This is a genomic window from Streptococcus sp. SM3 (assembly GCF_027497875.1).
The window spans coordinates 14,229-38,450 of record NZ_JAJNSA010000015.1 but is presented as its reverse complement, the minus strand read 5'-3'; the positions used below and the strand labels follow the sequence as shown (position 1 = coordinate 38,450).

Annotated in this window: 28 protein-coding genes and 1 riboswitch; of the genes, 11 read left to right on the top strand and 17 right to left on the bottom strand. The window is 42.3% G+C overall.

Features of this window, described 5'->3' with window-relative positions:
- On the bottom strand, positions 1-700 hold a 700-nt coding region (locus PAN06_RS04350; protein WP_269795681.1), incomplete at its 3' end, for a GTP-binding protein.
- 212 nt (positions 701-912) lie between these two features.
- On the opposite strand from PAN06_RS04350, the gene gatC reads away from it, so the two are divergent.
- The 7 genes from gatC (at position 913) to nusB (ending at position 6,283) form a co-directional block, all read left to right on the top strand.
- Positions 913-1,215 (top strand): Asp-tRNA(Asn)/Glu-tRNA(Gln) amidotransferase subunit GatC, encoded by a 303-nt coding sequence (gatC, locus tag PAN06_RS04345; protein WP_000705419.1) that lies wholly within the window; start codon positions 913-915, stop codon positions 1,213-1,215.
- Positions 1,215-2,681, top strand: a complete 1,467-nt coding sequence (gene gatA, locus PAN06_RS04340; RefSeq protein ID WP_261091619.1) for an Asp-tRNA(Asn)/Glu-tRNA(Gln) amidotransferase subunit GatA — start codon at positions 1,215-1,217, stop codon at positions 2,679-2,681. The genes gatC and gatA overlap by 1 nt, the downstream gene beginning before the upstream one ends.
- Complete coding sequence (gene gatB / locus PAN06_RS04335; RefSeq protein WP_269795680.1) at positions 2,681-4,123, top strand: Asp-tRNA(Asn)/Glu-tRNA(Gln) amidotransferase subunit GatB; 1,443 nt, start codon at positions 2,681-2,683, stop codon at positions 4,121-4,123. Before gatA ends, gatB begins: the two co-directional genes overlap by 1 nt.
- Before the next feature lie 46 nt (positions 4,124-4,169).
- Positions 4,170-4,565, top strand: a complete 396-nt coding sequence (locus PAN06_RS04330; RefSeq protein WP_269795679.1) for a hypothetical protein — start codon at positions 4,170-4,172, stop codon at positions 4,563-4,565.
- Between the two features lie 328 nt (positions 4,566-4,893).
- Positions 4,894-5,454: an elongation factor P gene (gene efp / locus PAN06_RS04325; RefSeq protein ID WP_000568643.1), complete on the top strand. Its 561-nt coding sequence runs from the start codon at positions 4,894-4,896 to the stop codon at positions 5,452-5,454.
- Positions 5,455-5,475: 21 nt separating this feature from the next.
- The gene (locus PAN06_RS04320) at positions 5,476-5,865 is read left to right on the top strand and encodes an Asp23/Gls24 family envelope stress response protein (RefSeq protein ID WP_000510577.1); all 390 of its coding nucleotides are present in this window, start codon (positions 5,476-5,478) and stop codon (positions 5,863-5,865) included.
- Positions 5,858-6,283 (top strand): transcription antitermination factor NusB, encoded by a 426-nt coding sequence (nusB, locus tag PAN06_RS04315; RefSeq protein ID WP_000203638.1) that lies wholly within the window; start codon positions 5,858-5,860, stop codon positions 6,281-6,283. The genes PAN06_RS04320 and nusB overlap by 8 nt, the downstream gene beginning before the upstream one ends.
- A gap of 113 nt (positions 6,284-6,396) precedes the next feature.
- On the opposite strand, the gene PAN06_RS04310 is transcribed toward nusB, so the two are convergent.
- The 13 genes from PAN06_RS04310 to PAN06_RS04250 form a co-directional block, all read right to left on the bottom strand.
- Positions 6,397-7,164 carry an acetyl-CoA carboxylase carboxyl transferase subunit alpha gene (locus PAN06_RS04310; protein ID WP_269795678.1) on the bottom strand — a complete coding sequence of 256 codons (768 nt, stop codon included), beginning with the start codon at positions 7,162-7,164 and terminating at the stop codon, positions 6,397-6,399.
- Positions 7,161-8,027, bottom strand: a complete 867-nt coding sequence (gene accD / locus PAN06_RS04305; protein WP_225742360.1) for an acetyl-CoA carboxylase, carboxyltransferase subunit beta — start codon at positions 8,025-8,027, stop codon at positions 7,161-7,163. The genes PAN06_RS04310 and accD overlap by 4 nt, the downstream gene beginning before the upstream one ends.
- A 36-nt stretch (positions 8,028-8,063) precedes the next feature.
- Complete coding sequence (locus tag PAN06_RS04300) at positions 8,064-9,431, bottom strand: acetyl-CoA carboxylase biotin carboxylase subunit (RefSeq protein WP_269795677.1); 1,368 nt, start codon at positions 9,429-9,431, stop codon at positions 8,064-8,066.
- Between the two features lie 11 nt (positions 9,432-9,442).
- On the bottom strand, positions 9,443-9,865 hold the full coding sequence (fabZ, locus tag PAN06_RS04295; protein ID WP_000565515.1) for a 3-hydroxyacyl-ACP dehydratase FabZ: 423 nt from the start codon (positions 9,863-9,865) through the stop codon (positions 9,443-9,445).
- Positions 9,862-10,347 (bottom strand): acetyl-CoA carboxylase biotin carboxyl carrier protein, encoded by a 486-nt coding sequence (gene accB, locus PAN06_RS04290; RefSeq protein WP_269795676.1) that lies wholly within the window; start codon positions 10,345-10,347, stop codon positions 9,862-9,864. Before accB ends, fabZ begins: the two co-directional genes overlap by 4 nt.
- 2 nt (positions 10,348-10,349) lie before the next feature.
- A complete protein-coding gene (gene fabF / locus PAN06_RS04285) occupies positions 10,350-11,585 on the bottom strand; it encodes a beta-ketoacyl-ACP synthase II (protein WP_269795675.1) in 1,236 nt (411 codons plus the stop codon).
- Between the two features lie 21 nt (positions 11,586-11,606).
- Positions 11,607-12,338 carry a 3-oxoacyl-[acyl-carrier-protein] reductase gene (gene fabG, locus PAN06_RS04280; RefSeq protein WP_120769835.1) on the bottom strand — a complete coding sequence of 244 codons (732 nt, stop codon included), beginning with the start codon at positions 12,336-12,338 and terminating at the stop codon, positions 11,607-11,609.
- Positions 12,339-12,378: 40 nt separating this feature from the next.
- Positions 12,379-13,302, bottom strand: coding sequence for an ACP S-malonyltransferase (gene fabD / locus PAN06_RS04275; RefSeq protein WP_004262903.1), 924 nt, complete (start codon positions 13,300-13,302; stop codon positions 12,379-12,381).
- Complete coding sequence (gene fabK / locus PAN06_RS04270; RefSeq protein ID WP_000857445.1) at positions 13,295-14,269, bottom strand: enoyl-[acyl-carrier-protein] reductase FabK; 975 nt, start codon at positions 14,267-14,269, stop codon at positions 13,295-13,297. The genes fabD and fabK overlap by 8 nt, the downstream gene beginning before the upstream one ends.
- A gap of 116 nt (positions 14,270-14,385) precedes the next feature.
- Complete coding sequence (locus PAN06_RS04265) at positions 14,386-14,610, bottom strand: acyl carrier protein (RefSeq protein WP_000257838.1); 225 nt, start codon at positions 14,608-14,610, stop codon at positions 14,386-14,388.
- Positions 14,611-14,668: 58 nt separating this feature from the next.
- Complete coding sequence (locus tag PAN06_RS04260; protein WP_125458104.1) at positions 14,669-15,643, bottom strand: beta-ketoacyl-ACP synthase III; 975 nt, start codon at positions 15,641-15,643, stop codon at positions 14,669-14,671.
- Complete coding sequence (locus PAN06_RS04255; RefSeq protein ID WP_000386356.1) at positions 15,643-16,077, bottom strand: MarR family transcriptional regulator; 435 nt, start codon at positions 16,075-16,077, stop codon at positions 15,643-15,645. The genes PAN06_RS04260 and PAN06_RS04255 overlap by 1 nt, the downstream gene beginning before the upstream one ends.
- Before the next feature lie 93 nt (positions 16,078-16,170).
- Positions 16,171-16,956: an enoyl-CoA hydratase gene (locus PAN06_RS04250; RefSeq protein ID WP_020901584.1), complete on the bottom strand. Its 786-nt coding sequence runs from the start codon at positions 16,954-16,956 to the stop codon at positions 16,171-16,173.
- Positions 16,957-17,160: 204 nt separating this feature from the next.
- Here PAN06_RS04250 and PAN06_RS04245 point away from each other — a divergent pair, with 204 nt between their 5' ends.
- The 4 genes from PAN06_RS04245 to serS all read left to right on the top strand — a co-directional run bounded on the left by PAN06_RS04245 (position 17,161) and on the right by serS (position 20,900).
- Positions 17,161-17,547 carry a DUF3775 domain-containing protein gene (locus tag PAN06_RS04245; RefSeq protein WP_269795674.1) on the top strand — a complete coding sequence of 129 codons (387 nt, stop codon included), beginning with the start codon at positions 17,161-17,163 and terminating at the stop codon, positions 17,545-17,547.
- 126 nt (positions 17,548-17,673) lie between these two features.
- Positions 17,674-19,038 carry an aspartate kinase gene (locus tag PAN06_RS04240; RefSeq protein ID WP_125443524.1) on the top strand — a complete coding sequence of 455 codons (1,365 nt, stop codon included), beginning with the start codon at positions 17,674-17,676 and terminating at the stop codon, positions 19,036-19,038.
- Between the two features lie 2 nt (positions 19,039-19,040).
- Positions 19,041-19,412, top strand: a complete 372-nt coding sequence (locus tag PAN06_RS04235; RefSeq protein WP_049487025.1) for a DUF956 family protein — start codon at positions 19,041-19,043, stop codon at positions 19,410-19,412.
- A gap of 213 nt (positions 19,413-19,625) precedes the next feature.
- On the top strand, positions 19,626-20,900 hold the full coding sequence (gene serS, locus PAN06_RS04230; RefSeq protein WP_084927831.1) for a serine--tRNA ligase: 1,275 nt from the start codon (positions 19,626-19,628) through the stop codon (positions 20,898-20,900).
- Between the two features lie 24 nt (positions 20,901-20,924).
- Here the strand turns inward: serS and PAN06_RS04225 are convergent, their stop codons facing one another.
- The 3 genes from PAN06_RS04225 to PAN06_RS04215 form a co-directional block, all read right to left on the bottom strand.
- Positions 20,925-21,824 (bottom strand): TDT family transporter, encoded by a 900-nt coding sequence (locus tag PAN06_RS04225; RefSeq protein WP_269795673.1) that lies wholly within the window; start codon positions 21,822-21,824, stop codon positions 20,925-20,927.
- Between the two features lie 108 nt (positions 21,825-21,932).
- The gene (locus PAN06_RS04220) at positions 21,933-22,481 is read right to left on the bottom strand and encodes a carboxymuconolactone decarboxylase family protein (RefSeq protein ID WP_269795682.1); all 549 of its coding nucleotides are present in this window, start codon (positions 22,479-22,481) and stop codon (positions 21,933-21,935) included.
- A gap of 132 nt (positions 22,482-22,613) precedes the next feature.
- Positions 22,614-23,936, bottom strand: a complete 1,323-nt coding sequence (locus PAN06_RS04215; protein WP_269795672.1) for a sodium:alanine symporter family protein — start codon at positions 23,934-23,936, stop codon at positions 22,614-22,616.
- A 90-nt stretch (positions 23,937-24,026) separates the two neighbouring features.
- A riboswitch (glycine riboswitch) is annotated at positions 24,027-24,115 on the bottom strand.
- Positions 24,116-24,222: the final 107 nt, after the last annotated feature.

Below are 24,222 nucleotides of genomic sequence, written 5' to 3'. Positions count from 1 at the left end.
TAGCTTCCTCTGAAAACTCATTCCCAGCTTCATTTAAAAGTTCAATATCATCCTTGACTTGCTCGTAGAAAGGATTGCTACCAAAAATCTTGTCCCCATCTTCAAGACTAGCAAAACGCTCATCCCCTTTATAAAGCTCCAAGCGTTGATTATAGAGGTCATACAAGCCCTCAAAGGCTTTCCCCATCCCGATAGGCCAGTTCATCGGGTAGCTAGCAATGCCCAAGACTTCTTCCAACTCTTGCAAGAGGTCCAGTGGCTCACGTCCGTCACGGTCTAGCTTATTCATAAAGGTAAAGACTGGAATCCCACGGTGTTTGACAACCTCAAATAATTTCTTAGTTTGAGCCTCGATACCCTTGGCAGAGTCCACGACCATGACCGCAGCATCCACCGCCATCAAGGTACGATAGGTGTCTTCTGAGAAATCCTCGTGCCCTGGCGTGTCGAGGATATTCACGCGTTTTCCATCGTAGTCAAATTGCATCACAGATGAAGTGACCGAAATCCCACGTTGTTTCTCGATATCCATCCAGTCAGACTTGGCAAAAGTCCCTGTTTTCTTTCCTTTTACCGTACCAGCCTCACGAATCTCGCCCCCAAAGTAGAGCAACTGCTCAGTAATGGTAGTTTTCCCCGCGTCCGGGTGGGAGATGATGGCAAAGGTACGACGTTTCTTAATTTCTTCTTGAATATTCATAAGTTCTCTTTCTTTGATTCTCTATTTTTCTTGTTTCAATAACTAAGAATGATTTCTACATTGGATTTTACCATTCCTTTCAACACTCCATTATATCGGATTTTAGCATTTTTTTCAATTTCTATTTCTTTTCAGTTCCCCCTCCCTTATTTATAGGAAAATATGGTAAAATAGAACAGACTAAAAATCATCATTTCACGAAAGGATGCAAGATGAAAATTACGCAAGAAGAGGTAACACACGTTGCCAATCTTTCAAAATTAAGATTCTCTGAAGAAGAAACCGCTGCCTTTGCGACTACATTGTCTAAAATTGTTGACATGGTTGAGTTGCTGGGCGAAGTTGACACAACTGGTGTCGCACCAACTACAACTATGGCTGACCGCAAGACTGTACTTCGCCCTGATGTGGCCGAAGAAGGAACAGACCGCGATCGCTTGTTTAAAAACGTACCTGAAAAAGACAACTACTATATCAAGGTACCAGCTATCCTAGACGATGGAGGAGATGCCTAATGACTTTCAACAATAAAACCATTGAAGACTTGCACAATCTCCTTGTCTCTAAGGAAATTTCTGCAACAGAATTAACCCAAGCAACGCTTGAAGATATCCAATCTCGCGAGACAGCTATTAACGCTTTTGTTACCATCGCTGAGGAGCAAGCCCTTGCTCAAGCTAAAGCTATTGATGAAGCAGGAATCGATGCTGATAATGTCCTTTCAGGAATTCCACTTGCAGTTAAAGACAATATCTCTACTGATGGTATTCTCACAACTGCTGCTTCAAAAATGCTCTACAACTATGAGCCAATCTTTGATGCGACAGCCGTTGCTAATGCCAAAGCTAAAGGTATGATTGTTGTCGGAAAAACCAACATGGACGAATTTGCCATGGGTGGTTCAGGTGAAACTTCTCACTACGGTGCGACTAAAAATGCTTGGGACCACAGCAAGGTTCCTGGTGGTTCATCAAGTGGTTCTGCTGCAGCTGTAGCTTCAGGACAAGTCCGCTTGTCACTTGGTTCTGATACTGGTGGTTCCATCCGCCAACCTGCTGCCTTCAACGGAATCGTTGGTCTCAAACCAACCTACGGAACAGTTTCACGTTTCGGTCTCATTGCCTTTGGTAGCTCATTAGACCAAATCGGACCTTTCGCACCAACTGTTAAGGAAAATGCCCTCTTGCTCAACGCTATTGCCAGCGAAGACGCTAAAGACTCTACTTCTGCTCCTGTCCGAATCGCCGACTTTACTTCAAAAATCGGTCAAGACATCAAGGGCATGAAAATTGCTTTACCTAAAGAATATCTTGGCGAAGGGATTGACCCAGAGGTTAAGGAAACCATTCTTAATGCTGCCAAACACTTTGAAAAACTGGGTGCTATCGTCGAAGAAGTGAGCCTTCCTCACTCTAAATACGGTGTTGCCGTTTACTACATCATCGCTTCATCTGAAGCTTCATCAAACTTGCAACGCTTTGACGGTATCCGTTACGGCTACCGCGCAGAGGATGCGACTAACCTTGATGAAATCTATGTAAACAGCCGTAGCCAAGGTTTCGGTGAAGAGGTTAAACGCCGTATCATGCTAGGTACTTTCAGCCTTTCATCAGGTTACTACGATGCTTACTACAAGAAAGCTGGTCAGGTCCGTACCCTCATCATCCAAGATTTCGAAAAAGTCTTCGCGGATTACGACTTGATTTTGGGACCAACTGCACCAAGTGTTGCTTATGACTTGGACTCACTTAACCACGACCCAGTTGCCATGTACTTAGCTGACCTCTTGACCATCCCAGTCAACCTGGCAGGTCTCCCAGGAATTTCGATTCCAGCTGGATTCTCTCAAGGTCTACCTGTCGGTCTACAATTGATTGGTCCTAAGTACTCAGAAGAAACCATTTACCAAGCTGCTGCTGCCTTTGAAGCAACAACAGACTACCACAAACAACAACCCGTGATTTTTGGAGGTGACAACTAATGAACTTTGAAACAGTCATTGGACTTGAAGTCCACGTAGAGCTCAACACCAATTCAAAAATCTTCTCACCTACTTCTGCCCACTTTGGAAATGACCAAAATGCCAATACAAATGTGATTGACTGGTCTTTCCCAGGAGTTCTGCCAGTTCTCAATAAAGGTGTTGTCGATGCCGGTATCAAGGCAGCTCTTGCCCTCAACATGGACATCCACAAAAAGATGCACTTTGACCGCAAGAACTACTTCTACCCTGATAATCCCAAAGCCTACCAAATTTCTCAGTTTGATGAGCCAATCGGCTATAATGGCTGGATTGAAGTGGAACTAGAAGACGGTACAACTAAGAAAATCGGTATCGAACGTGCCCACCTAGAGGAAGACGCTGGTAAAAACACCCATGGTACAGATGGCTACTCTTATGTTGACCTCAACCGCCAAGGGGTGCCATTGATTGAGATTGTATCTGAAGCTGACATGCGTTCTCCTGAAGAAGCCTACGCTTACCTAACTGCCCTCAAGGAAGTTATCCAGTATGCTGGTATTTCTGACGTTAAGATGGAAGAAGGTTCTATGCGTGTGGATGCCAATATCTCCCTTCGCCCTTATGGTCAAGAAAAATTCGGTACCAAAACTGAGTTGAAGAACCTCAACTCCTTCTCAAACGTTCGCAAAGGTCTTGAATACGAAGTTCAACGTCAAGCTGAAATCCTTCGCTCAGGTGGTCAAATCCGCCAAGAAACACGCCGCTACGATGAAGCCAACAAGGCAACTATCCTCATGCGTGTCAAGGAAGGTGCTGCAGACTACCGCTACTTCCCAGAACCAGACCTACCACTCTTTGAAATCTCAGACGAGTGGATTGAGGAAATGCGTACAGAGTTACCAGAGTTTCCAAAAGAACGCCGTGCGCGCTATGTCTCTGACCTTGGCTTATCAGACTACGATGCTAGCCAGTTAACCGCAAATAAAGTCACTTCTGACTTCTTTGAAAAAGCTGTTGCCCTCGGTGGCGATGCCAAGCAAGTCTCTAACTGGCTCCAAGGGGAAGTCGCTCAGTTCTTGAATGCTGAAGGCAAGACACTAGAACAAATCGAATTGACACCAGAAAACTTGGTTGAAATGATTGCCATCATCGAAGACGGCACGATTTCTTCTAAGATTGCCAAGAAAGTCTTTGTCCACCTTGCTAAAAATGGCGGCGGAGCGCATGAATACGTTGAGAAAGCAGGCATGGTTCAAATCTCAGATCCAGCTGTCTTGATTCCAATTATCCACCAAGTCTTTGCGGATAACGAAGCCGCAGTTGCCGACTTCAAGTCAGGTAAACGCAACGCAGATAAGGCCTTCACAGGCTTCCTTATGAAAGCAACCAAAGGCCAAGCCAACCCACAAGTTGCCCTTAAACTCCTTGCCCAGGAATTGGCCAAGTTGAAAGAAGATTAATAATAGACTTTTTATATACCTTTTTCTAATTTAGAAAGAAGAAAAAATGAACAAATTTTTACGATTTCTATTTGTCTTAGTCATCATCGCTATGTTAGGCGCTTCTATACTACAAATTTTCTTTCCATCATACATGGGAAGCCACTCAGGGTACGGAGTCTCTGCTGGTTGGCAACGAGAAATTGGAATATGGAACCTAGCTGTATTGATTCTTATTCTCGGTGTCAATATTAAGTACGATTGGTTCTATCTACGAATCGTGCTTCTCGCTCTCATCTTCGGTGGGATTGGAATAGGAACAAATCACTTAGTCAATTTTATGGAGTATCATTCTCCTGTAAATGCTATCGGTGCTTTCGAAAATTACTTGCTAGCTACAGGGTGGATTGTAGGGTGGCTCCTTGAACACCATTCCAGAAAGAAGATAACTGCTAGTAAATAACGACAAGTATATCTTAGATGATTTTTAAAGGTTATAATATAGTTTAATAATCATTCAAATTAAGAAATCTACCTTTTCAATAGCCTCAATGCCAATCAAGAACTCTTTAACGAACTTACTAAACAAGAGGCCAAGCCAACCCACAAGTTGCCCTTAAACTCCTTGCACAGGAATTGGTGAAGTTGAAAGAAGATTAACACATAAAAGAAACCAGCCCTAAGGTTGGTTTTTTTCGCCCCTACCATCTCCCAATAACTATTTAGACTTTATTTCCAGAAGATTTTATGGTAAAATGAAGAGTAATAATATTTATTAAAGAGGTAAAAACATGATTGAAGCAAGCAAATTGAAAGCTGGTATGACGTTTGAAACTGCAGACGGAAAATTGATCCGCGTTTTGGAAGCTAGCCACCACAAACCAGGTAAAGGGAACACAATCATGCGTATGAAATTACGTGATGTCCGTACTGGTTCTACTTTTGATACAAGCTACCGTCCAGAAGAAAAATTCGAACAAGCTATTATCGAAACTGTTCCAGCTCAATACTTGTACAAAATGGATGAAACTGCCTACTTCATGAACACTGAAACTTACGACCAATACGAAATCCCAGTCGTAAATGTTGAAAATGAATTGCTTTACATCCTTGAAAACTCTGATGTGAAAATCCAATTCTACGGAACTGAAGTAATCGGTGTAACTGTACCAACCACTGTTGAATTGACAGTTGCTGAAACACAACCATCTATCAAAGGTGCTACTGTTACAGGTTCTGGTAAACCAGCAACTATGGAAACTGGACTTGTTGTCAACGTTCCTGACTTCATCGAAGCTGGACAAAAATTGATCATCAACACTGCAGAAGGAACTTACGTTTCTCGTGCCTAATCTCTAGAAAGAGGTCATTCTATGGGAATTGAAGAACAATTTGGCGAAATCGTTATCGCTCCACGTGTACTTGAAAAAATCATTGCCATCGCAACTGCTAAAGTTGAAGGTGTCCACTCATTTTCAAATAAATCCGTATCTGATACCCTATCAAAACTCTCTCTTGGTCGTGGCGTCTACTTAAAAGAAAGCAACGAAGAACTAACTGCTGACATTTATCTCTATCTTGAGTACGGTGTAAAAGTACCAAAAGTTGCTCTTGCTATTCAAAAAGCGGTCAAAGATGCTGTCCGAGATATGGCTGATGTGGAACTTGCTGCTGTCAACATCCATGTTGCAGGAATCGTTCCAGATAAAACACCAAAACCTGAGTTGAAAGATTTATTTAACGAGGACTTCCTCAATGACTAGTCCATTATTAGAATCTAGACGCGAACTTCGTAAATGCGCTTTTCAAGCTCTTATGAGCCTTGAATTCGGCACAGATATGGAAACAGCTTGTCACTTTGCCTACACGCATGACCGTGAAGATGCAGATGTGCAAATCCCTGCCTTTCTTCTAAACTTGGTTTCTGGCGTTCAAGCTCAAAAAGACGAGTTGGATAAACAAATCAACCAGCACCTCAAGTCAGGCTGGACAGTTGAACGCTTGACCTTGGTCGAAAAAAACTTACTACGCTTGGGTATCTTTGAAATCACATCATTTGATACACCTCAGCTGGTAGCAGTCAATGAAGCTATTGAACTTGCTAAGAATTTTTCAGATCAAAAATCAGCCCGTTTTATCAATGGACTGCTTAGTCAATTTGTAACTGAAGAAAATGAATAATCGAAAAGGTGTTTGGTCTTCCAAGCACCTTTTACTTCGTCCTTGATACAGAGTAAGAACCACATAAAAACTAGAACTGACTGCCAGTTCTAGTTTTTGCGTATTCTGAGGTATTAGTATTTTCTAAATCGTTGATAGCGTTCTTCCAACAACGCTTCTAACGGTTTTTGCGAAAGTCTAGCTAGCTCAGCTTGGAGTTCTTTTTTGACATTCTTAATTAATTCTTTGCTAGAAAGTCCTGCTTCAGAAATCACCTTGTCCACCACGTCCATTTCTAGCAGTTCATGAGAAGTGATTTTCATCAGCTCTGCCGCTTCCATGGCACGAGTTCCGTCCTTCCATAGAATGGAAGCAAAGCCTTCTGGGCTGAGAATGGCATAGATAGAATTTTCCAGCATCCAGACACGGTCTGCAACTGCTAGAGCCAAAGCTCCACCTGAACCACCTTCACCGATAATGATGGCGATAATCGGAACTTTCAGATCACTCATTTCCATAAGATTGCGAGCGATAGCTTCCCCTTGACCGCGTTCTTCCGCTCCCACACCAGGATAGGCACCTGCAGTATTGATAAAGGTCACAACTGGACGGCCAAATTTTCCAGCCTGTTTCATCAACCGTAGGGCCTTGCGATAGCCTTCTGGATGTGGTTGTCCAAAATTCCGTTTGAGGTTGTCTTGCAAGCTCTTGCCTTTTTGGATACCAACCACTGTGACAGCTTGATCTCCAAGCCAGCCAATACCACCGACAACTGCACCATCATCACGAAAAGAACGGTCACCGTGTAATTGGATAAATTCATCAAAAATGCCTGTCGCAAAGTCCAAGGTTGTCAAGCGGCTCTGCTCACGCGCTTCTCTGACTATTTTTGCAATATTCATCTAGGACACCCTCCATGCAATCTGACTAGGCTAGCAATCGTATCTGGCAAATCTCTTCTTTTGACAATAGCATCCACAAAGCCATGTTCCAATAGGAATTCTGCCTTTTGGAAATCCTCAGGTAAGCTTTCACGAACCGTATTTTCAATGACGCGACGCCCGGCAAAACCAACTAAACTCTGTGGTTCAGCTAGGATGATATCTCCTTCCATAGCGAAAGAAGCTGTTACTCCACCTGTCGTTGGATCTGTCAAAATGGTCAGATAAAAGAGACCAGCATTTGAATGGCGTTTAACTGCTGCAGAAATCTTGGCCATCTGCATGAGACTCATGATTCCTTCCTGCATACGGGCCCCACCAGAGGCTGTGAAGAGAACAACTGGCAATTGTTCGACAGTCGCATACTCAAACAAACGAGTGATTTTTTCACCTACAACCGTACCCATAGAAGCCATGATAAAGTTAGAATCCATAATCCCAAGAGCCACAGTCTGACCTTTAATAAGAGCTGTTCCTGTCACAACAGCTTCATCCAGACCTGTTTTTTCACGCATAGTTGCTAGTTTCTTTTGATAACCAGGGAAATGCAAGGGATCCTTGCTTTCAATCCCCGTAAATAATTCCTTGAAAGTTCCCATATCAATCGTCAAAGCCAAGCGTTCTTGGGCAGAAATACGAAAGGTGTAGTTACAATGTGGACAGATACGCTCACTTCCCAGATCCTTCTGATAAATGGTATGCTTACAGCCTGGACACTGGGAGAATAATTCATCTGGAACCTCTGGCTTGGCTTGAGGTTTTTCCCTAACCGAACGATTGGGATTGATTCGAATATACTTATCTTTTTTACTAAATAGAGCCATTGATTCCCCTTTTCGGTTTAAACTCTTGAAGTCATTTTATTCTTTTTCTTGATATTTGGGTAAGAAGGTTTCCATCAAGAAGGAAGTATCGTAATCTCCAGCAATGACATTGCGATCTGAAATGAGGTCAAGCTGGAAATCTGCATTGGTCTGCACCCCCTCTATCTCTAGTTCATAGAGGGCTCGTTGCATTTTCATCAAGGCATCAAAACGATTTTCGCCGTGAACGATGATTTTAGCAATCATACTATCATAATAAGGCGGAATGGTATAGCCTGGATAAACTGCTGAATCCACGCGTAAGCCAACTCCACCACTTGGCAGATGGAGATTAGTAATCTTACCTGGACTTGGAGCAAAGTTAAAGGCTGGATTTTCTGCATTGATACGACACTCGATGGCATGACCGCGTAGGACAATATCTTCTTGCTTAACAGACAGAGGCTGACCTGCCGCAATGCGAATCTGTTCCTTAACGATATCCACACCTGAAACAAATTCTGTTACTGGATGTTCTACTTGTACACGAGTATTCATCTCCATAAAATAGAATTTACCACCGGCTTCATCAAGAAGAAACTCAATGGTCCCTGCATTTTCATAACCAACAGACTCTGCAGCTCGAACAGCAGCAGAACCAATTTCATTGCGTAGCGTTTTGCCGATTGCAATTGAAGGACTTTCTTCCAAAACCTTTTGGTTATTCCGTTGAAGAGAACAATCCCGTTCCCCCAAGTGAATCACATTTCCGTGTTCATCTCCTAAGATTTGAACCTCGATATGACGAGCTGGATAGATGACCCGTTCCATGTACATGGCACCATTGCCATAATTGGCCTTGGCTTCGCTAGAGGCCGTTTCAAAGGCTGAAACGAGGTCTTCTGGTTTTTCAACCTTACGAATCCCTTTACCACCTCCACCTGCTGAAGCCTTGAGCATAACAGGATAGCCAATTTTTTCAGCGACAGTCAAAGCTTCCTCAGAGTTATGCACTTCTCCATCCGAACCTGGAATGACTGGAACACCAGCTTTGATCATCTGAGCACGCGCATTGATCTTATCCCCCATCATATCCATGACATGACCAGATGGGCCGATAAACTTAATCCCCACCTCTTCACACATGGTTGCAAATTTGGAATTTTCACTGAGAAATCCAAAACCTGGGTGAATGGCTTCTGCTTCAGTCAAGACTGCAGCTGATAGAACCGCATTGATATTGAGATAAGACTCAGTTGACTTACCAGGACCGATACAAACCGCTTCATCTGCCAAAAGCGTATGAAGGGCTTCCTTATCAGCAGTTGAATAAACCGCCACCGTTGCGATCCCCAGTTCACGCGCCGCACGGATAATACGGACCGCAATTTCACCACGATTGGCAATTAAAATTTTTCGAAACATGGAGAACCTCCTTAGTTCCCTATTGCAAAGGTTAGAGTACCACTGGCTGCAAGCTTGCCATCCACTTCAGCCTTTGCTTCAACCACAGCTATGGTGCCACGACGTTTTACAAACGTTGCCGTCATAACTAATTGGTCACCTGGTACAACTTGCTTCTTGAACTTAACCTTATCCATACCAGCGTAAAAAACCAGTTTACCTTTATTTTCAGGTTTTGATAACTCCAAGACACCAGCTGTTTGCGCCAAGGCTTCCATAATCAGAACACCTGGCATGACAGGGTATTGAGGAAAATGACCGTTGAAGAAGGGCTCGTTAATGGTCACATTTTTGATGGCAACAATAGTATCCTCGCTCACTTCCAACACACGGTCCACTAGGAGCATAGGATAACGGTGGGGAAGGGCTTCTTTGATTCCTTGAATATCGATCATTTGATACGTACCAATCCTTTACCAAACTCAACCATTTCTTCATTAGAAACGAGAATTTCTGTTACCACACCATCCTTAGGAGCTGGGATTTCATTCATGACTTTCATGGCTTCAATAATTACCAATGTTTGGCCTTTTTTAACACTATCACCAACTGTTACAAAGGCAGGTTTATCTGGACCAGCAGCCAAGTAAGCCACCCCAACAAGCGGGCTCTCTACAACATCTCCCTCAGCAGCTACACTTGTTTCAGCTGGAGCTGGAACTTCTTCTGTTACAGGCTCTGCTGGAGCAGATGTAGGAGCCGCTGGACTTGGTGTTGCTAGAATGGGCGCTGGAGCGACTTGAGCTGCAACTTCGGATACGAGTCTAGCTTCATTCTTGCTAAACTGTAACTCATCCGTCCCATTTTTATAAGAAAATTCTCTCAAACTTGACTGGTCAAATTGGGCCATCAAGTCTTTAATATCGTTTAAATTCATACTTATTTATTCTCCCAACGTTTGAAAGCAAGAACTGCATTGTGGCCACCAAAACCAAAAGTATTTGAAATAGCGTATGGAATTTCTTGCTCCAAGCCTTGTCCATAAACGACATTGGCTTCGATATAATCTGATACTTCGCTTGTCCCAGCTGTCATTGGTACAAAGTTATGACGCATAGCCTCGATTGTTACGATAGCTTCTACTGCCCCTGCAGCACCCAGTAAATGTCCTGTGAATGATTTGGTTGATGACACAGGTACTTCCTTACCAAGAACAGCCACGATCGCACCACTTTCTCCTTTTTCATTAGCAGGAGTTGACGTTCCGTGAGCATTGACATAGGCTACTTGCTCTGGAGAAATCTCAGCTTCTTCCAAGGCTAGTTTGATGGCTTTGATAGCTCCCTGACCTTCTGGATGTGGTGAAGTCATGTGGTAGGCATCACAAGTATTTCCGTAACCAACCACTTCAGCAAGGATAGTAGCGCCACGTCTTTCAGCGTGTTCCAGACTTTCAAGAACCAACATACCTGAACCTTCACCCATGACAAAACCATTACGGTCCTTATCAAATGGGATAGAAGCACGCGTTGGGTCCTCCGTAGTAGAGAGAGCTGTTAGGGCTTGGAAACCAGCGATAGCAAAAGGTGTGATAGAGGCTTCTGAACCACCTACCAACATAACATCTTGGAAACCAAACTTAATGGAGCGGAAGGCATCTCCAATCGCGTCATTTGATGAAGCGCAGGCAGTGTTGATAGATTTACAAACACCGTTTGCTCCAAAACGCATAGCAACATTTCCTGAAGCCATATTTGGCAAGGCTTTTGGAAGGGTCAATGGTTTCACACGTTTTGGTCCTTTGTCATTTAGGCGAAGCACTTGATCTTCAATTTCTTTGATACCACCAATACCAGAGGCCACGATAACACCAAAACGATCTTTATCAAGGGCCTCTACATCAAGACCTGCATGATTGACAGCTTCTTGAGCCGCATACAAGGCATACAAAGAGTAGTTATCAAAACGATTGGTATCTTTCTTAACAAAGTATTTATCAAAAGGAAAATCTTGGATTTCTGCTGCATTATGCACATCAAAGTCACTATGGTCAAATTTTGTAATTTTACCAATTCCGATTTTTCCAGTTGTCAAACTATTCCAAAATTCTTCTGGTGTATTTCCGATTGGAGATGTTACTCCATAACCTGTTACTACTACGCGATTTAGTTTCATCTTTTTTACCTCTAGCTTCTGCTACATACTTAAGCCACCATCAATGGCAACTACTTGACCAGTTAGATAATCTTGGCCTGCTAAAAATACTGTTAAATCTGCAACCTGCTCTGCCTGCCCAAATTCTTTCATAGGAATTTGCGCCAGCATGGCATCTTTTACCTTGTCTGATAGAACAGCTGTCATATCGGACTCAATCATTCCCGGTGCAATAGCATTAACCCTGATATTGCGATTGGCCACTTCACGAGCCACAGACTTGGTAAAACCAATCAAACCAGCCTTAGAAGCTGCATAGTTAGCTTGACCGATATTTCCCATCAAACCAACAACACTAGACATATTAATGATAGCACCTTCTCTGGCTTTCATCATCGATTTCAAGACTGATTGTGTCATGTTAAAAGCTCCAGTCAAGTTAACCTTGAGCACTTTTTCAAAATCCGCTTCTGTCATCTTGAGCATCAGGGTATCTTGGGTAATCCCTGCATTGTTGACCAAAACATCTACTGAACCTAGCTCTGCAATAGCTTGCTCAACCATACGTTTAGCGTCTGCAAAATCTGATACATCTCCTGAAATAGGAACCACCTTGACACCATAGTTTGAAAACTCAGCGAGCAATTCTTCTGAAATTGCACCACGACTGTTTAAGGCAATGTTGGCTCCTGCTTGAGCAAACTTATGGGCAACGGCAAGACCAATTCCACGACTCGAACCTGTAATAAAGATATTTTTATTTTTTAGTTGCATTCTTTTCTCCTGTTTCCTCTTGTATTTGTGGGAGAAGGGATTACTCGTTTTCTAGCAAGGCTTCCAAACTCGCCTGATCTTCAACATTGGCTAGTTTAGCTGTCTTATCAATTTTTTTGACAAAGCCTGACAAGACTTTCCCTGGGCCAATCTCGATAAAGTTGGTTACTCCTGCTTCTTGTATAACTGCAATACTTTCATAGAAACGAACTGGTTCCTTGACCTGACGCGTCAAGAGTTGAACTATATCTTCTTTTTGCATGACAGCAGCTTCTGTATTGCCGACTAAGGGACAAGTGAAATCTGAAAAACTTACCTGAGCTAGAGTTTCAGCTAGTTTCTGGCTAGCAGGCTCAAGGAGAGCGGTATGAAAGGGACCTGACACCTTGAGGGGAATCAAGCGTTTAGCCCCTGCTTCCTGCAAGAGTTCGACAGCTCGATCAACTGCAACCACTTCTCCACCAATCACGATTTGTGCAGGTGTATTATAGTTGGCTGGGGTAACCACTCCAAATTCAGAAGCTTTTCGACAGGCTTCTTCAATGACCTCTACTGGCGTATTGAGAACTGCTACCATCTTGCCAGAACCAGCAGGGGCCGCTTCTTCCATATAGGATCCACGCTTAGCTACCAAGGCAACCGCATCTTCAAAATCCAAGGCGCCACTGGCCACCAAGGCAGAGTATTCTCCAAGAGACAAACCAGCAACCATATCAGGCTGATAGCCCTTTTCTTGTAATAAACGGTAGATAGCAACCGATGTCGCTAAAATGGCTGGTTGCGTATAGCGAGTCTGATTGAGTTTTTCTTCTTCCCCATCAATAAGATAACGCAAATCATAACCGAGCACCTGACTCGCTTGATCAATCGTTTCTGTGACAATAGGGTAGTGATCATAGAGATCCCGTCCCATACCTAGATACTGGGCACCTTGGCCAGCAAACAAAAAGGCCGTTTTAGTCATTTCTTACAACTCCTGCCCAACGAGAGGCTTCTTCTTGAATTTTCTTAGCTGCTCCGTAATACAAATCTTTTAGGATTTCTTCAACGGTTTCTTCTTTGGAAACAAGCCCAGCAATCTGACCTGCCATGACAGATCCGCCATCTACATCACCGTGAACAACTGCTTTGGCTAGTGCACCTGCTCCCATTTGTTCAAAAATTTCCAAGTCTGGATTTTCTTGTTTAAAGGCATCTTTCTCAGCTTTTTCAAAATCACGAGTCAATTGATTTTTAATAGCTCGAACAGCATGTCCAAAGTGTTGAGCTGAAATTGTAGTATCAATATCTCTAGCTTTTAAAATTTTCGCCTTATAATTTGGATGGGCATTAGACTCTTTTGCAACGACAAAGCGAGTTCCAACCTGAACAGCTTCTGCACCTAGCATAAAGCCAGCAGCAGCACCTTCACCATCCGCAATCCCTCCTGCAGCAATAACAGGAATAGATACAGCAGCAGCAACCTGGCGCACCAAGGTCATAGTTGTTAATTTACCGATATGCCCCCCGGCCTCCATTCCTTCTGCAATAACAGCGTCCGCACCGATTTTTTCCATGCGTTTAGCTAGGGCAACACTTGGCACAACAGGAATAACCGTAATACCAGCTTCATGGAAACGTTCCATGTATTTGCTTGGATTTCCTGCGCCTGTTGTCACTACCTTAACACCTTCCTCGATAACGAGGTCTACAATATCTTCCACAAAGGGAGACAAGAGCATAATGTTGACACCAAAGGGTTTATCTGTCAATGATTTGATTTTATCAATATTTGCCTTGACAACTTCTTTAGGAGCATTCCCCCCACCGATAATCCCTAGTCCTCCAGCCTTGGAAACAGCTCCTGCCAAATCACCATCAGCAACCCAGGCCATTCCTCCTTGGAAAATAGGATAATCAATGTTCAATAATTCTGTAATACGCGTTTTCATAGTGCCTCCATCGTTTCTTGCTTACGTAATAGTTCGATACCGTCATAATTTGACAATCAAACTATTGCCTAAACAAGAGGGAGCGGGTTTCCCTACTCCTTCTATTTATATTCTGTTTATTTTGTTTGCTCTTCAACATAGGCAACCAAGTCACCAACTGTTTTCAAGTCATCTTCTGCTTCGATTTGGATATCAAAAGCATCTTCGATTTCTGAGATTACTTGGAACAAGTCCAATGAATCTGCGTCCAAATCATCAAAAGTTGATTCAAGTGTTACTTCTGATGCGTCTTTTCCAAGTTCTTCAACGATAATTTCTTGTACTTTTTCAAATACTGCCATGATAGGACTCCTTTAAAATAAATAGTTTTTTATAACAATGTGTTCACCACATGATTACCTAAATTGTAAGAATGAGCGTGCCCCATGTCAAGCCTCCACCGAAGCCTGATAGTAGAACAGTCTGGCTACCATCTAAACGGATGAGGCCTTGTTCTACACACTCTGAAAGTAAAATCGGGATACTGGCTGCACTGGTGTTCCCATATTCCATCATATTGGCTGGAATTTTATCTCGGTTAACACCGATTTTTCTAGCCATCTTATCCAAAATACGGTCATTAGCCTGATGAAGTAGCAGATAATCCAAGTTTGTCGCCTCTATAGGAGATTCATCAATAGTCTGCTTGATAGACTTGGCTACGTCCCGAATAGCAAAATCAAAGACTGCGCGCCCATCCATCTTCAAAAATGAATCTGCACTTTCTTGATCTGAAAATGGAGAATGTAACCCCGAATGTCCATAAGTTAGACACTCGCTACGACTTCCATCGCTATTGAGACTCTCTGCCAAGAAATGCTCTTGCTCGCTAGCTTCTAACAAGACACCACCAGCACCATCTCCAAACAAAACAGCTGTTGATCGGTCTGACCAATCGACTGCTTTAGAGAGGGTTTCACTACCAATCACCAAGCCTTTTTGAAAGCGACCAGAAGCGATAAACTTTTCAGCAGTTGAAAGAGCAAAAACAAATCCACTGCAAGCCGCTGTTAGGTCAAAAGCAAAGGCCTTATTAGCACCAATATTGGCTTGGACACGAGCAGCTGTAGAGGGCATCATCGAATCTGGAGTAATGGTAGCTAGGATAATAAAATCCAACTCCCCTCCTGTGATTCCAGCTTTTGCCATCAGTTTCTTAGCAACCTCTGTAGCCAAATCACTAGTAGATTCTGTTCTTGAAATATGCCTTTGTCGTATTCCCGTCCGACTTGAAATCCACTCATCATTGGTATCCATAATCTGAGCCAAATCATGATTTGTAACCACTTGCTCTGGCACATAATGAGCAACCTGGCTTATTTTTGCAAAAGCCATTATCTCAAATCCTCCAAAAATTGATAAAGATTAGTCAAACCTTTGCTCATAACCTCCATTTCTTGCTTACTCATACCATCAATGATTTTTTCAACCATGGCCTTGTGGAAGCGTTTGTGAAGCCTATGAACCAAGCGACCTTTCTTTGTCAAATGCAGATGCACTACACGTCGATCATGTTCTGAACGAATGCGTTCAATATAACCCTTACGTTCGAGATTATTCAAACTAGTCGTAACTGTCCCAAGAGTCACCATCAACTCTTTTGACACTTGACTTGGTGTCACATCTGGAACTTTTCCAATCACATCAATCGTATGCATTTCTTTGATGGAGATATCCTTGAAACGACTACCTCTCAAGCTAACTTCCTCAATAACGAGGACATTGTTAAATATAGACGTTAAATATTCATTAATTCGTTGGTAGTCCAATCTTTCCTTCCCTCCTTTTCAAAAAAACTTTTAGAATCAAAACATTTGACAAAAGAATTATATCAAAGTTCAAAGAATGGTGCAAGTATTTTTTTATTTTCCTGTAAATTTAGGTCGTCTTCTTTCCGAATGAGCCCGAACTCCTTCTTTGAAATCCTCTGTTTGAGCTAAGGATTCCTGTAGGTTCAGTTCTAAAGTAGCATAATCTTGCCAATCTTTGAATTGGCTCTCCCAGACCAACTTCTTAATGGCAGCATAGGAATTGCTTGAACCACGTCTTAATTTTTTAAGAAGCTGTTCTCTCGTCTTTTCAAGTTTATCAGCTTCACAGACACGGTAAACCAGCCCCCACTCTAGAGCTTTTTCTGCGTTCAAAGCCTCACCTGTCATAGCTAATTGAGCAGCACGCGTCACACCAATACTTCGACTCAAGAGATGAATTCCTCCTGCATCCGGAGCCAAGCCAACTCCAACAAAGGCTTGGATAAATTTAGCCTTATCCGTTGCCAGACAGAAATCTGCAGCAACAGCCATATTTGCTGCGGCACCTGCAACAGCACCATCAACCTCCATCAAGACAGGTTTAGCAATTTGCTTGATTTTATAAGAAATAGTATTGACCAATTCTGCGATTTTCGTCAATGATGGAATATCATCCTCATCGACTGCTCGCTTCATCTCAACCAAATCTCCCCCAACAGAGAAGACTTTGCCATTCGCGTTGATTAAGACAAAATGCACAGCCGGATCCTCTTCTGCCAAAATCAGAGCTTCTAAAATCTCCTCACACATAGGGATATGAAAACCATTCGCTACCTCAGGACGATTCAAGGTAAGGATTGCCAAATCCTCTTCAAGCTGATAAATAATGTGTTCCATCTGGACTCCTTTTTATTTTATAAGCAGTTTAAATTATTTTATTTTCAAAGTATATCTTTTTTAAAATCAGAAAGCAATAAAAAATCGACTAAAAGTGTCTCAGCCGATAATAAGCAATATTTCAAAAGTAAATAGTTTTACTTGTTATCATATGTTTAATATGATACAATATAATTAACATGTTGTTATAAAAGGAGGAAATATATGTACAGAAACTTAGTTAACGTTGCGAAAGATGTCGTAAATTTAGCGAGTAAAAAAGAATTGATAGAACGAGAGAAAAGGACTTATAAAGTGGTACTTGGAGATGATTTAGAAGTCCCAGACGAAATTAATATACTTTCAAATCAAATAGTGGAACTTCTTATGAATTTGAACCTTGAAGAAATTTTAGCACTCCAAACTATCATGTATCTAGGACGGAATAAAAACTCTTACAATATTTCTCCAAATGAAATTTTCTATTCTCATTTAAAACACATAAAATCACAAGGTGTTAAAACTAAAGAAATAGAAGTAAACCATATGTTAGATAAACCGCTATGTGAATATCTCACTGAAGGGTTTAGAATTCTTGGTATTGAATTATAGATCTAATTTAAAATATATTTGCGGTAAGTCCTAGGATAAACCGCTTTTTTATATATATTTTTCTTAATTTGAAAAAAGGTTTTCTTTCTGCTATAATCGTATAAAATACTTACTTTAGGAGTTCTTATGAAAGTTGTTAAATTTGGAGGTAGCTCACTTGCCTCTGCTGGTCAATTAGAAAAAGTTTTAAACATCGTAAAAAGCGATTCTGAGCGCCGTTTTGTAGTTGTTTCTGCACCTGGGAAACGCAATGCTGAAGATACTAAGGTTACGGATGCCTTGATTAAATACTACCGCAACTATGTTGCTGGTAACGATATTAGCAAGAGCCAAAACTGGATTATCGACCGCTATGCTGCTATGGTTAGTGAACTAGGACTAAAACCTGCTGTTTTAGAAAAAATCTCTAAAAGTATTCGTGCCTTAGCCACTCTTCCTATCGAAGAAAATGAATTTCTCTATGATACTTTCCTAGCAGCCGGTGAAAATAACAATGCTAAATTGATTGCTGCCTACTTTAATCAAAATGGGATTGATGCACGCTATGTGCATCCTAGAGAAGCTGGTATTGTAGTCACAAGTGAACCTGGTCATGCTCGCATCATTCCATCAAGTTACGACAAGATTGAAGAATTAACAAATGCAAATGAAGTCCTTGTCATTCCTGGTTTCTTTGGTGTTACTAAAGAAAATCAAATCTGTACCTTCTCACGTGGAGGCTCTGATATCACTGGTTCTATCATTGCTGCAGGTGTCAAAGCTGACCTCTATGAAAACTTTACGGATGTTGATGGTATCTTTGCAGCCCACCCTGGTATTATCCACCAACCACACTCTATCCCAGAGTTGACCTACCGTGAAATGCGTGAATTGGCCTATGCAGGATTCTCAGTCCTTCATGATGAAGCCCTTCTTCCTGCCTACCGTGGAAAAATCCCTCTCGTTATCAAGAATACCAACAACCCTGACCACCCAGGTACCCGTATCGTTCTAAAACACAGTAGTGATGAATTTCCAGTAGTAGGAATTGCTGGTGATTCAGGTTTTGTCAGCATCAACATGTCTAAATACCTCATGAACCGTGAGGTTGGATTTGGACGCAAGGTTCTTCAAATCCTTGAAGATCTTAATATCGGTTGGGAACATATGCCAACAGGTATCGACGATCTTTCAATCATCCTCCGTTCTCGCGAACTAACTCCTATCAAGGAAGAAGAAATCCTTCGTCAGTTGGTGCAAAAGGCTGAAGTAGACCATGCAGAAATCGAACACGACCTTTCAATCATTATGATTGTTGGAGAAAAGATGAAGAGCCATATCGGAGTAACTGCTACTGCGACACGTGCTCTATCTGAAAATAAGATCAATATCCAGATGATGTCTCAAGGTTCTAGTGAAGTATCTATTATGTTTGTGGTCCATAAGGACCAAGAGAAAGCAGCTATTAAAGCCCTCTACAATGCCTTTTTCGGTGAAAGTAAGGAAGACTAAACATGGCCCAATCTCTTAACAAAACAGTGCTTCTCAATACGACAGGCACCTCCTACCTCTCTATAGCTGGGAAAGTTGGGAAATTTCTTGTCGGAGATCAGGCTTTGGAATTTTACCCAGATGTTAATGTTGAACAATTTATCCAGATTCCTTGGAGCCATATCAACCAAATTGGAGCTAATGTCTCTGGTCGCAAAATCAGTCGCCACTTCGAAGTCTTTACAGACAGAGGAAAATTCCTCTTTGCTTCAAAAGACTCAGGTGCCATTCTTAAAATTGCTCGCGAAAAACTGGGAAATGACAAGGTCGTCAAACTTCCGACCCTGATTCAGACCATTGGTCAAAAATTTAAAAATCTATTTGCAAAAAAGTAGAAACTTTAGTATAATCATAGCAACGGATAAGTAGGTTATCTTCTTCTTTCAGAAAGTCTGCGGGTGCTGCGAGCAGATAGGAGGGATAGGTGAAATTCTACCGTTAGTAACAATTACATACACAATCAAGTGCACACCTGTGAAGTTGGATGGAACCGTGGCCCTGCCACTCCAACGCTTTGTCAGGTGTGCTTTTTTCATAAAGGAGTTCTTATGTTAGATATCAAACGTATTCGTACAGACTTTGATGCTGTCGCAGAAAAATTAGCTACACGTGGTGTAGATGCTGCTATCTTAAACGAGATGAAAGAAATCGATGCTAAACGTCGTGACATCTTGGTCAAGGTTGAAACTTTAAAAGCAGAACGCAACACAGTTTCTGCTGAGATTGCCCAAGCCAAACGCAACAAAGAAAATGCAGATGATAAGATTGCTGCCATGCAAACTCTATCTGCTGAGGTTAAAGCCTTGGATGCTGAATTGGCCGAAATCGATGCTAAATTGACAGAATTTACAACGACTCTTCCAAATATTCCAGCTGATAGTGTTCCTGTTGGGGCTGATGAAGATGACAATGTGGAAGTTCGCCGTTGGGGGACTCCACGCGAGTTTGACTTCGAACCAAAAGCTCACTGGGATCTTGGTGAAGATCTTGGTATCCTTGACTGGGAACGCGGTGGTAAGGTAACAGGCGCTCGTTTCCTCTTCTATAAAGGTCTCGGTGCTCGTTTGGAGCGTGCTATCTATAACTTTATGTTGGATGAACATGGAAAAGAAGGCTATACGGAAGTCATCACACCTTACATGGTTAACCATGATTCTATGTTTGGGACTGGTCAATATCCAAAATTCAAGGAAGATACTTTTGAACTCAGCGACAGCAATTATGTCCTTATTCCTACAGCTGAGGTTCCTCTAACAAACTACTACCGTGATGAAATCCTGGACGGTAAAGACCTACCAATCTACTTCACTGCTATGAGCCCATCATTCCGTTCTGAGGCTGGTTCAGCTGGCCGTGATACTCGTGGCTTGATTCGTTTGCACCAATTCCACAAGGTTGAAATGGTTAAATTTGCTAAACCAGAAGAATCTTATGAAGAATTGGAAAAAATGACAGCTAACGCTGAAAATATCCTTCAAAAACTTAACCTTCCATACCGTGTCGTTGCTCTCTCTACTGGAGATATGGGCTTCTCAGCTGCGAAGACTTACGACTTGGAAGTTTGGATTCCAGCACAAAATACCTACCGTGAAATTTCAAGCTGTTCAAACACAGAAGATTTCCAAGCCCGTCGTGCCCAAATCCGTTACCGTGATGAAGCAGATGGCAAGGTGAAATTGCTCCATACCTTGAACGGTTCTGGACTTGCAGTTGGACGTACAGTGGCTGCTATTCTTGAAAACTACCAAAATGAAGATGGTTCTGTGACCATCCCAGAAGCACTTCGTCCATACATGGGTGGAGCTGAAGTTATCAAACCATAAAAAATAAGGTTTAGCTATTTCTAGCTAGACCTTTTTTCGTAACCAATTCAGATAAGCGCCTAACACAAAGACTAAAATAATTAAGCAAATAGCGGTTTCAGCCAGTATCAAATAATCCAAAAATGGAAGTTTCAAGATTCCCTGAGCCATCTTGAGCGAGGTAGCTGTGATAATGGTTGGGAAGGTGAGGGCTGAGAAGGCTGGTTGAAAACCTTGTTTTAAAATATTTGGCAGGCGAGTCAAAACAAAGAAAAAGAAAGTTTGAGAAGCCAAAATCATGGCAATCAAGAGCCAAGTCGGTAGGCTGGCTCCTCCAACTCGAACCAGGGAAGCCAAGAGTAGGGAGAAAGGAGCACAGTAGATTCCTTCTTGTCCAAGCATGGCTAGTGGGAGCGGATGTTTCTTTAAATCGCTATAAATAAGGGGATAGAGATAGAATGTCAAGAGAAAACCAAAACTCAATGTCGCATAGGCAATCTCGATGATGCCTACCAGAGGATAGGTCAAGGCAGCCACTGCTATCCCCACATAAAGTACCGTCCAGCTAGGAGTCGCATGAATCCTCCGACCCGGATAAGCAAACTTGATGGTGAAACCAGCAATCAAGGCCAAATCCAAGAGAAATGAAAACCACCAGAGTCCTTGCGCAACCAAAGGAAGATGAGGGAAGACGCGAAAGACATAAGTCGATAAAATCATCCCAGCCATGGGAAAGGTCGCCATTCCTGACAAAAGAGGAGGCTTGGTCAATTCTCGCTTGGTTTCCTTCCAATTAAAGAGATGCAAAATTAGAAAGTAAATCCACAAAACCAAACCTGTCAGACTAAAAAGATGGGACAGAACCGGCAACGTATCTAAAATAAGATTTCCAGCTCCTGCCAAACCTAGCAAACAACCAGAAAATACCAAAGGGAGTTTTTTCATCCTAACCTCCAATAATCATGTTAGTTTCAGTATAGCATAAAAGCGCTTAAATGAGGACTTAAAAAATGAAGTCCGATTATTTCAGACTTCATTTGACTCAGATATGAATTAAGCATAAGGTTGCAATTCTGGGTTAATTGGTGTATTGGCTAGATTGTTGGCATAGTTACAGAGGCTTGCTAGACTGACACCAAGAACCACATCCAAGGCATTTTGTTGAGTGTATCCAGCTTCTAGAAACTCAGCCAAGGCTTCATCTCCTACACGACCCTTGGTATTGATAACTGCCAAGGTAAATTTAGCTAGGGTGTCCAATTTAGGATCTGTTTCAATTGAAGTACGATTGCGAAGGGCTTGAAGAAGGTCATCGTTCATCTGGATTTGTTTGATGGAAAAAGCTGTATGACCTGCGACGCAGAAGGCACAACCATTTGTCACAGCTGCCGTGATTTGCACTACTTCGCGCTCAACAGGTGTCAGGCTGTTGCGACGATTGATGGCTCCGACAGTTCTGTAGGCTTCTAAAGCAGTTGGTGCATTAGCCAGGAGACCGATTAGGTTGGGAATATAGCCATTGTTATCTTTTTGTACTGTTTCAAGAACCTCTTTCACTTCTGCTGGTGCTGATTCGACTGTATGGATGGTAAATGTTGTCATCATAAAACCTCTTTTCATGTTGTTGAAATCTAGTCTATCACAGATTCTATACCTTGTATAATATATATTTTAAATTGCACTGATAGAAATTTTTTATGAAAGCAAAAAAATCACACGAGCTGTGTGATTTCATTATTTGTCAAAATACTTTTTAGTCTCAGCAATAACGACTGGCGATAAAACTAAGAGGGCAATCAAGTTTGGCAGAGCCATCAAGGCATTGACAATATCTGCGATAATCCAAACCATATCCAACTCGATAAATCCTCCTAGCAAGACCATGAGCACAAAGACCACACGGTAGAGCCAGATAAAGCGAACCCCAAAGAGAAACTCAAAACAACGTTCTCCGTAATAGTTCCAACCTAGAATCGTTGTAAAGGCAAAGAGCACAAGGAAGATTGTTAAGAGGGCAGGTCCAAAGTGTGAAAAGACTGTTGAGAAGGCTGACTGAGTCAAGGCAACCCCATTTAAGTCGCCACTCCAAACACCAGTCACCAAGATGGTCAAACCAGTCAGAGTACAGATAATAAGGGTATCAATAAAGGTTCCTGTCATGGAAATCAACCCTTGCTCTACTGGTTCATTTGTCTTAGCCGCAGCTGCTGCAATGGGAGCAGAACCCAGACCAGATTCGTTTGAGAAAACACCACGCGCCACACCATTTTGGATAGCCATCCGAATGCTAGCACCAGCAAAACCACCCACCGCAGCAACTGGACTAAAAGCCGATGTCAAGATTAAAGCGATTGTGGCAGGGATTTTCCCAATATTAAAGAAAATAACTGTAAGAGTTCCTAAAATATAGATGATAGCCATAAAAGGAACAACAGTAGTTGAAACCTTTGAAATGGACTTGAGTCCACCAAAGACTGCAATTGCTACAAATACAGACAACACAAGAGCGGTGATGGCTGGCGAAATAGCGGTTGTATTTTGGATAGATTCTGTAATTGAGTTGACCTGGGTGAAGGTTCCGATCCCCAATAAAGCCACTAAGACACCTGCCAGGGCAAAGAAGATAGCAAGGGGACGCCACTTTTCTCCCATCCCTAGAAGGATATAGTGCATGGGACCTCCCGCTACTGCACCATGGTCGTCCTTGGTACGGTATTTAATAGCTAGTAGTCCTTCCGCATACTTGGTAGCCATTCCAAAGAAAGCAGCCATCCACATCCAAAAGAGGGCTCCTGGGCCACCGACCTTGATAGCCGTCGCCACCCCGATAATATTTCCCGTACCAACTGTCGCTGCGAGGGCTGTACACAGTGCCGCAAAACTGGACACATCTCCATGCCCCTTGTCCTTAGTAAAAATGAGTTGAAAGGCCTTGGGCAGACGCAAAACCTGCAAGAGGCCTAGACGGGCAGTTAGGTAAATCCCTGTCCCGACCAAGAGAATCAAGAGGGGTGGGCCCCAAGCAAAAGCATCGATTGATTTAAGCAATTCTAACATTTCCTTCTCCTATCTTTTCAACCCCAAAAGAAAGAGCACATGCAAGATACATGTACTCTGGAATGCTTAGATAAATGCTAAAAAGCGGTCTATCCTAGCTCTGTCCTTTTACCTGAGAGTTTGAGCAGTTGCCTGCCTTGCCCCTTCGGTGCCTTTACGGTCTCTCCAGAGTTCCGTCCATTTACAGTCATGGAAAATCAAACGATTCCCCACTTCTATTAAACTTCATTCGGTGTTGGTATTTAATTGATTCTTATTTTACAAAAAATGTTGGCTTTTGTCAATG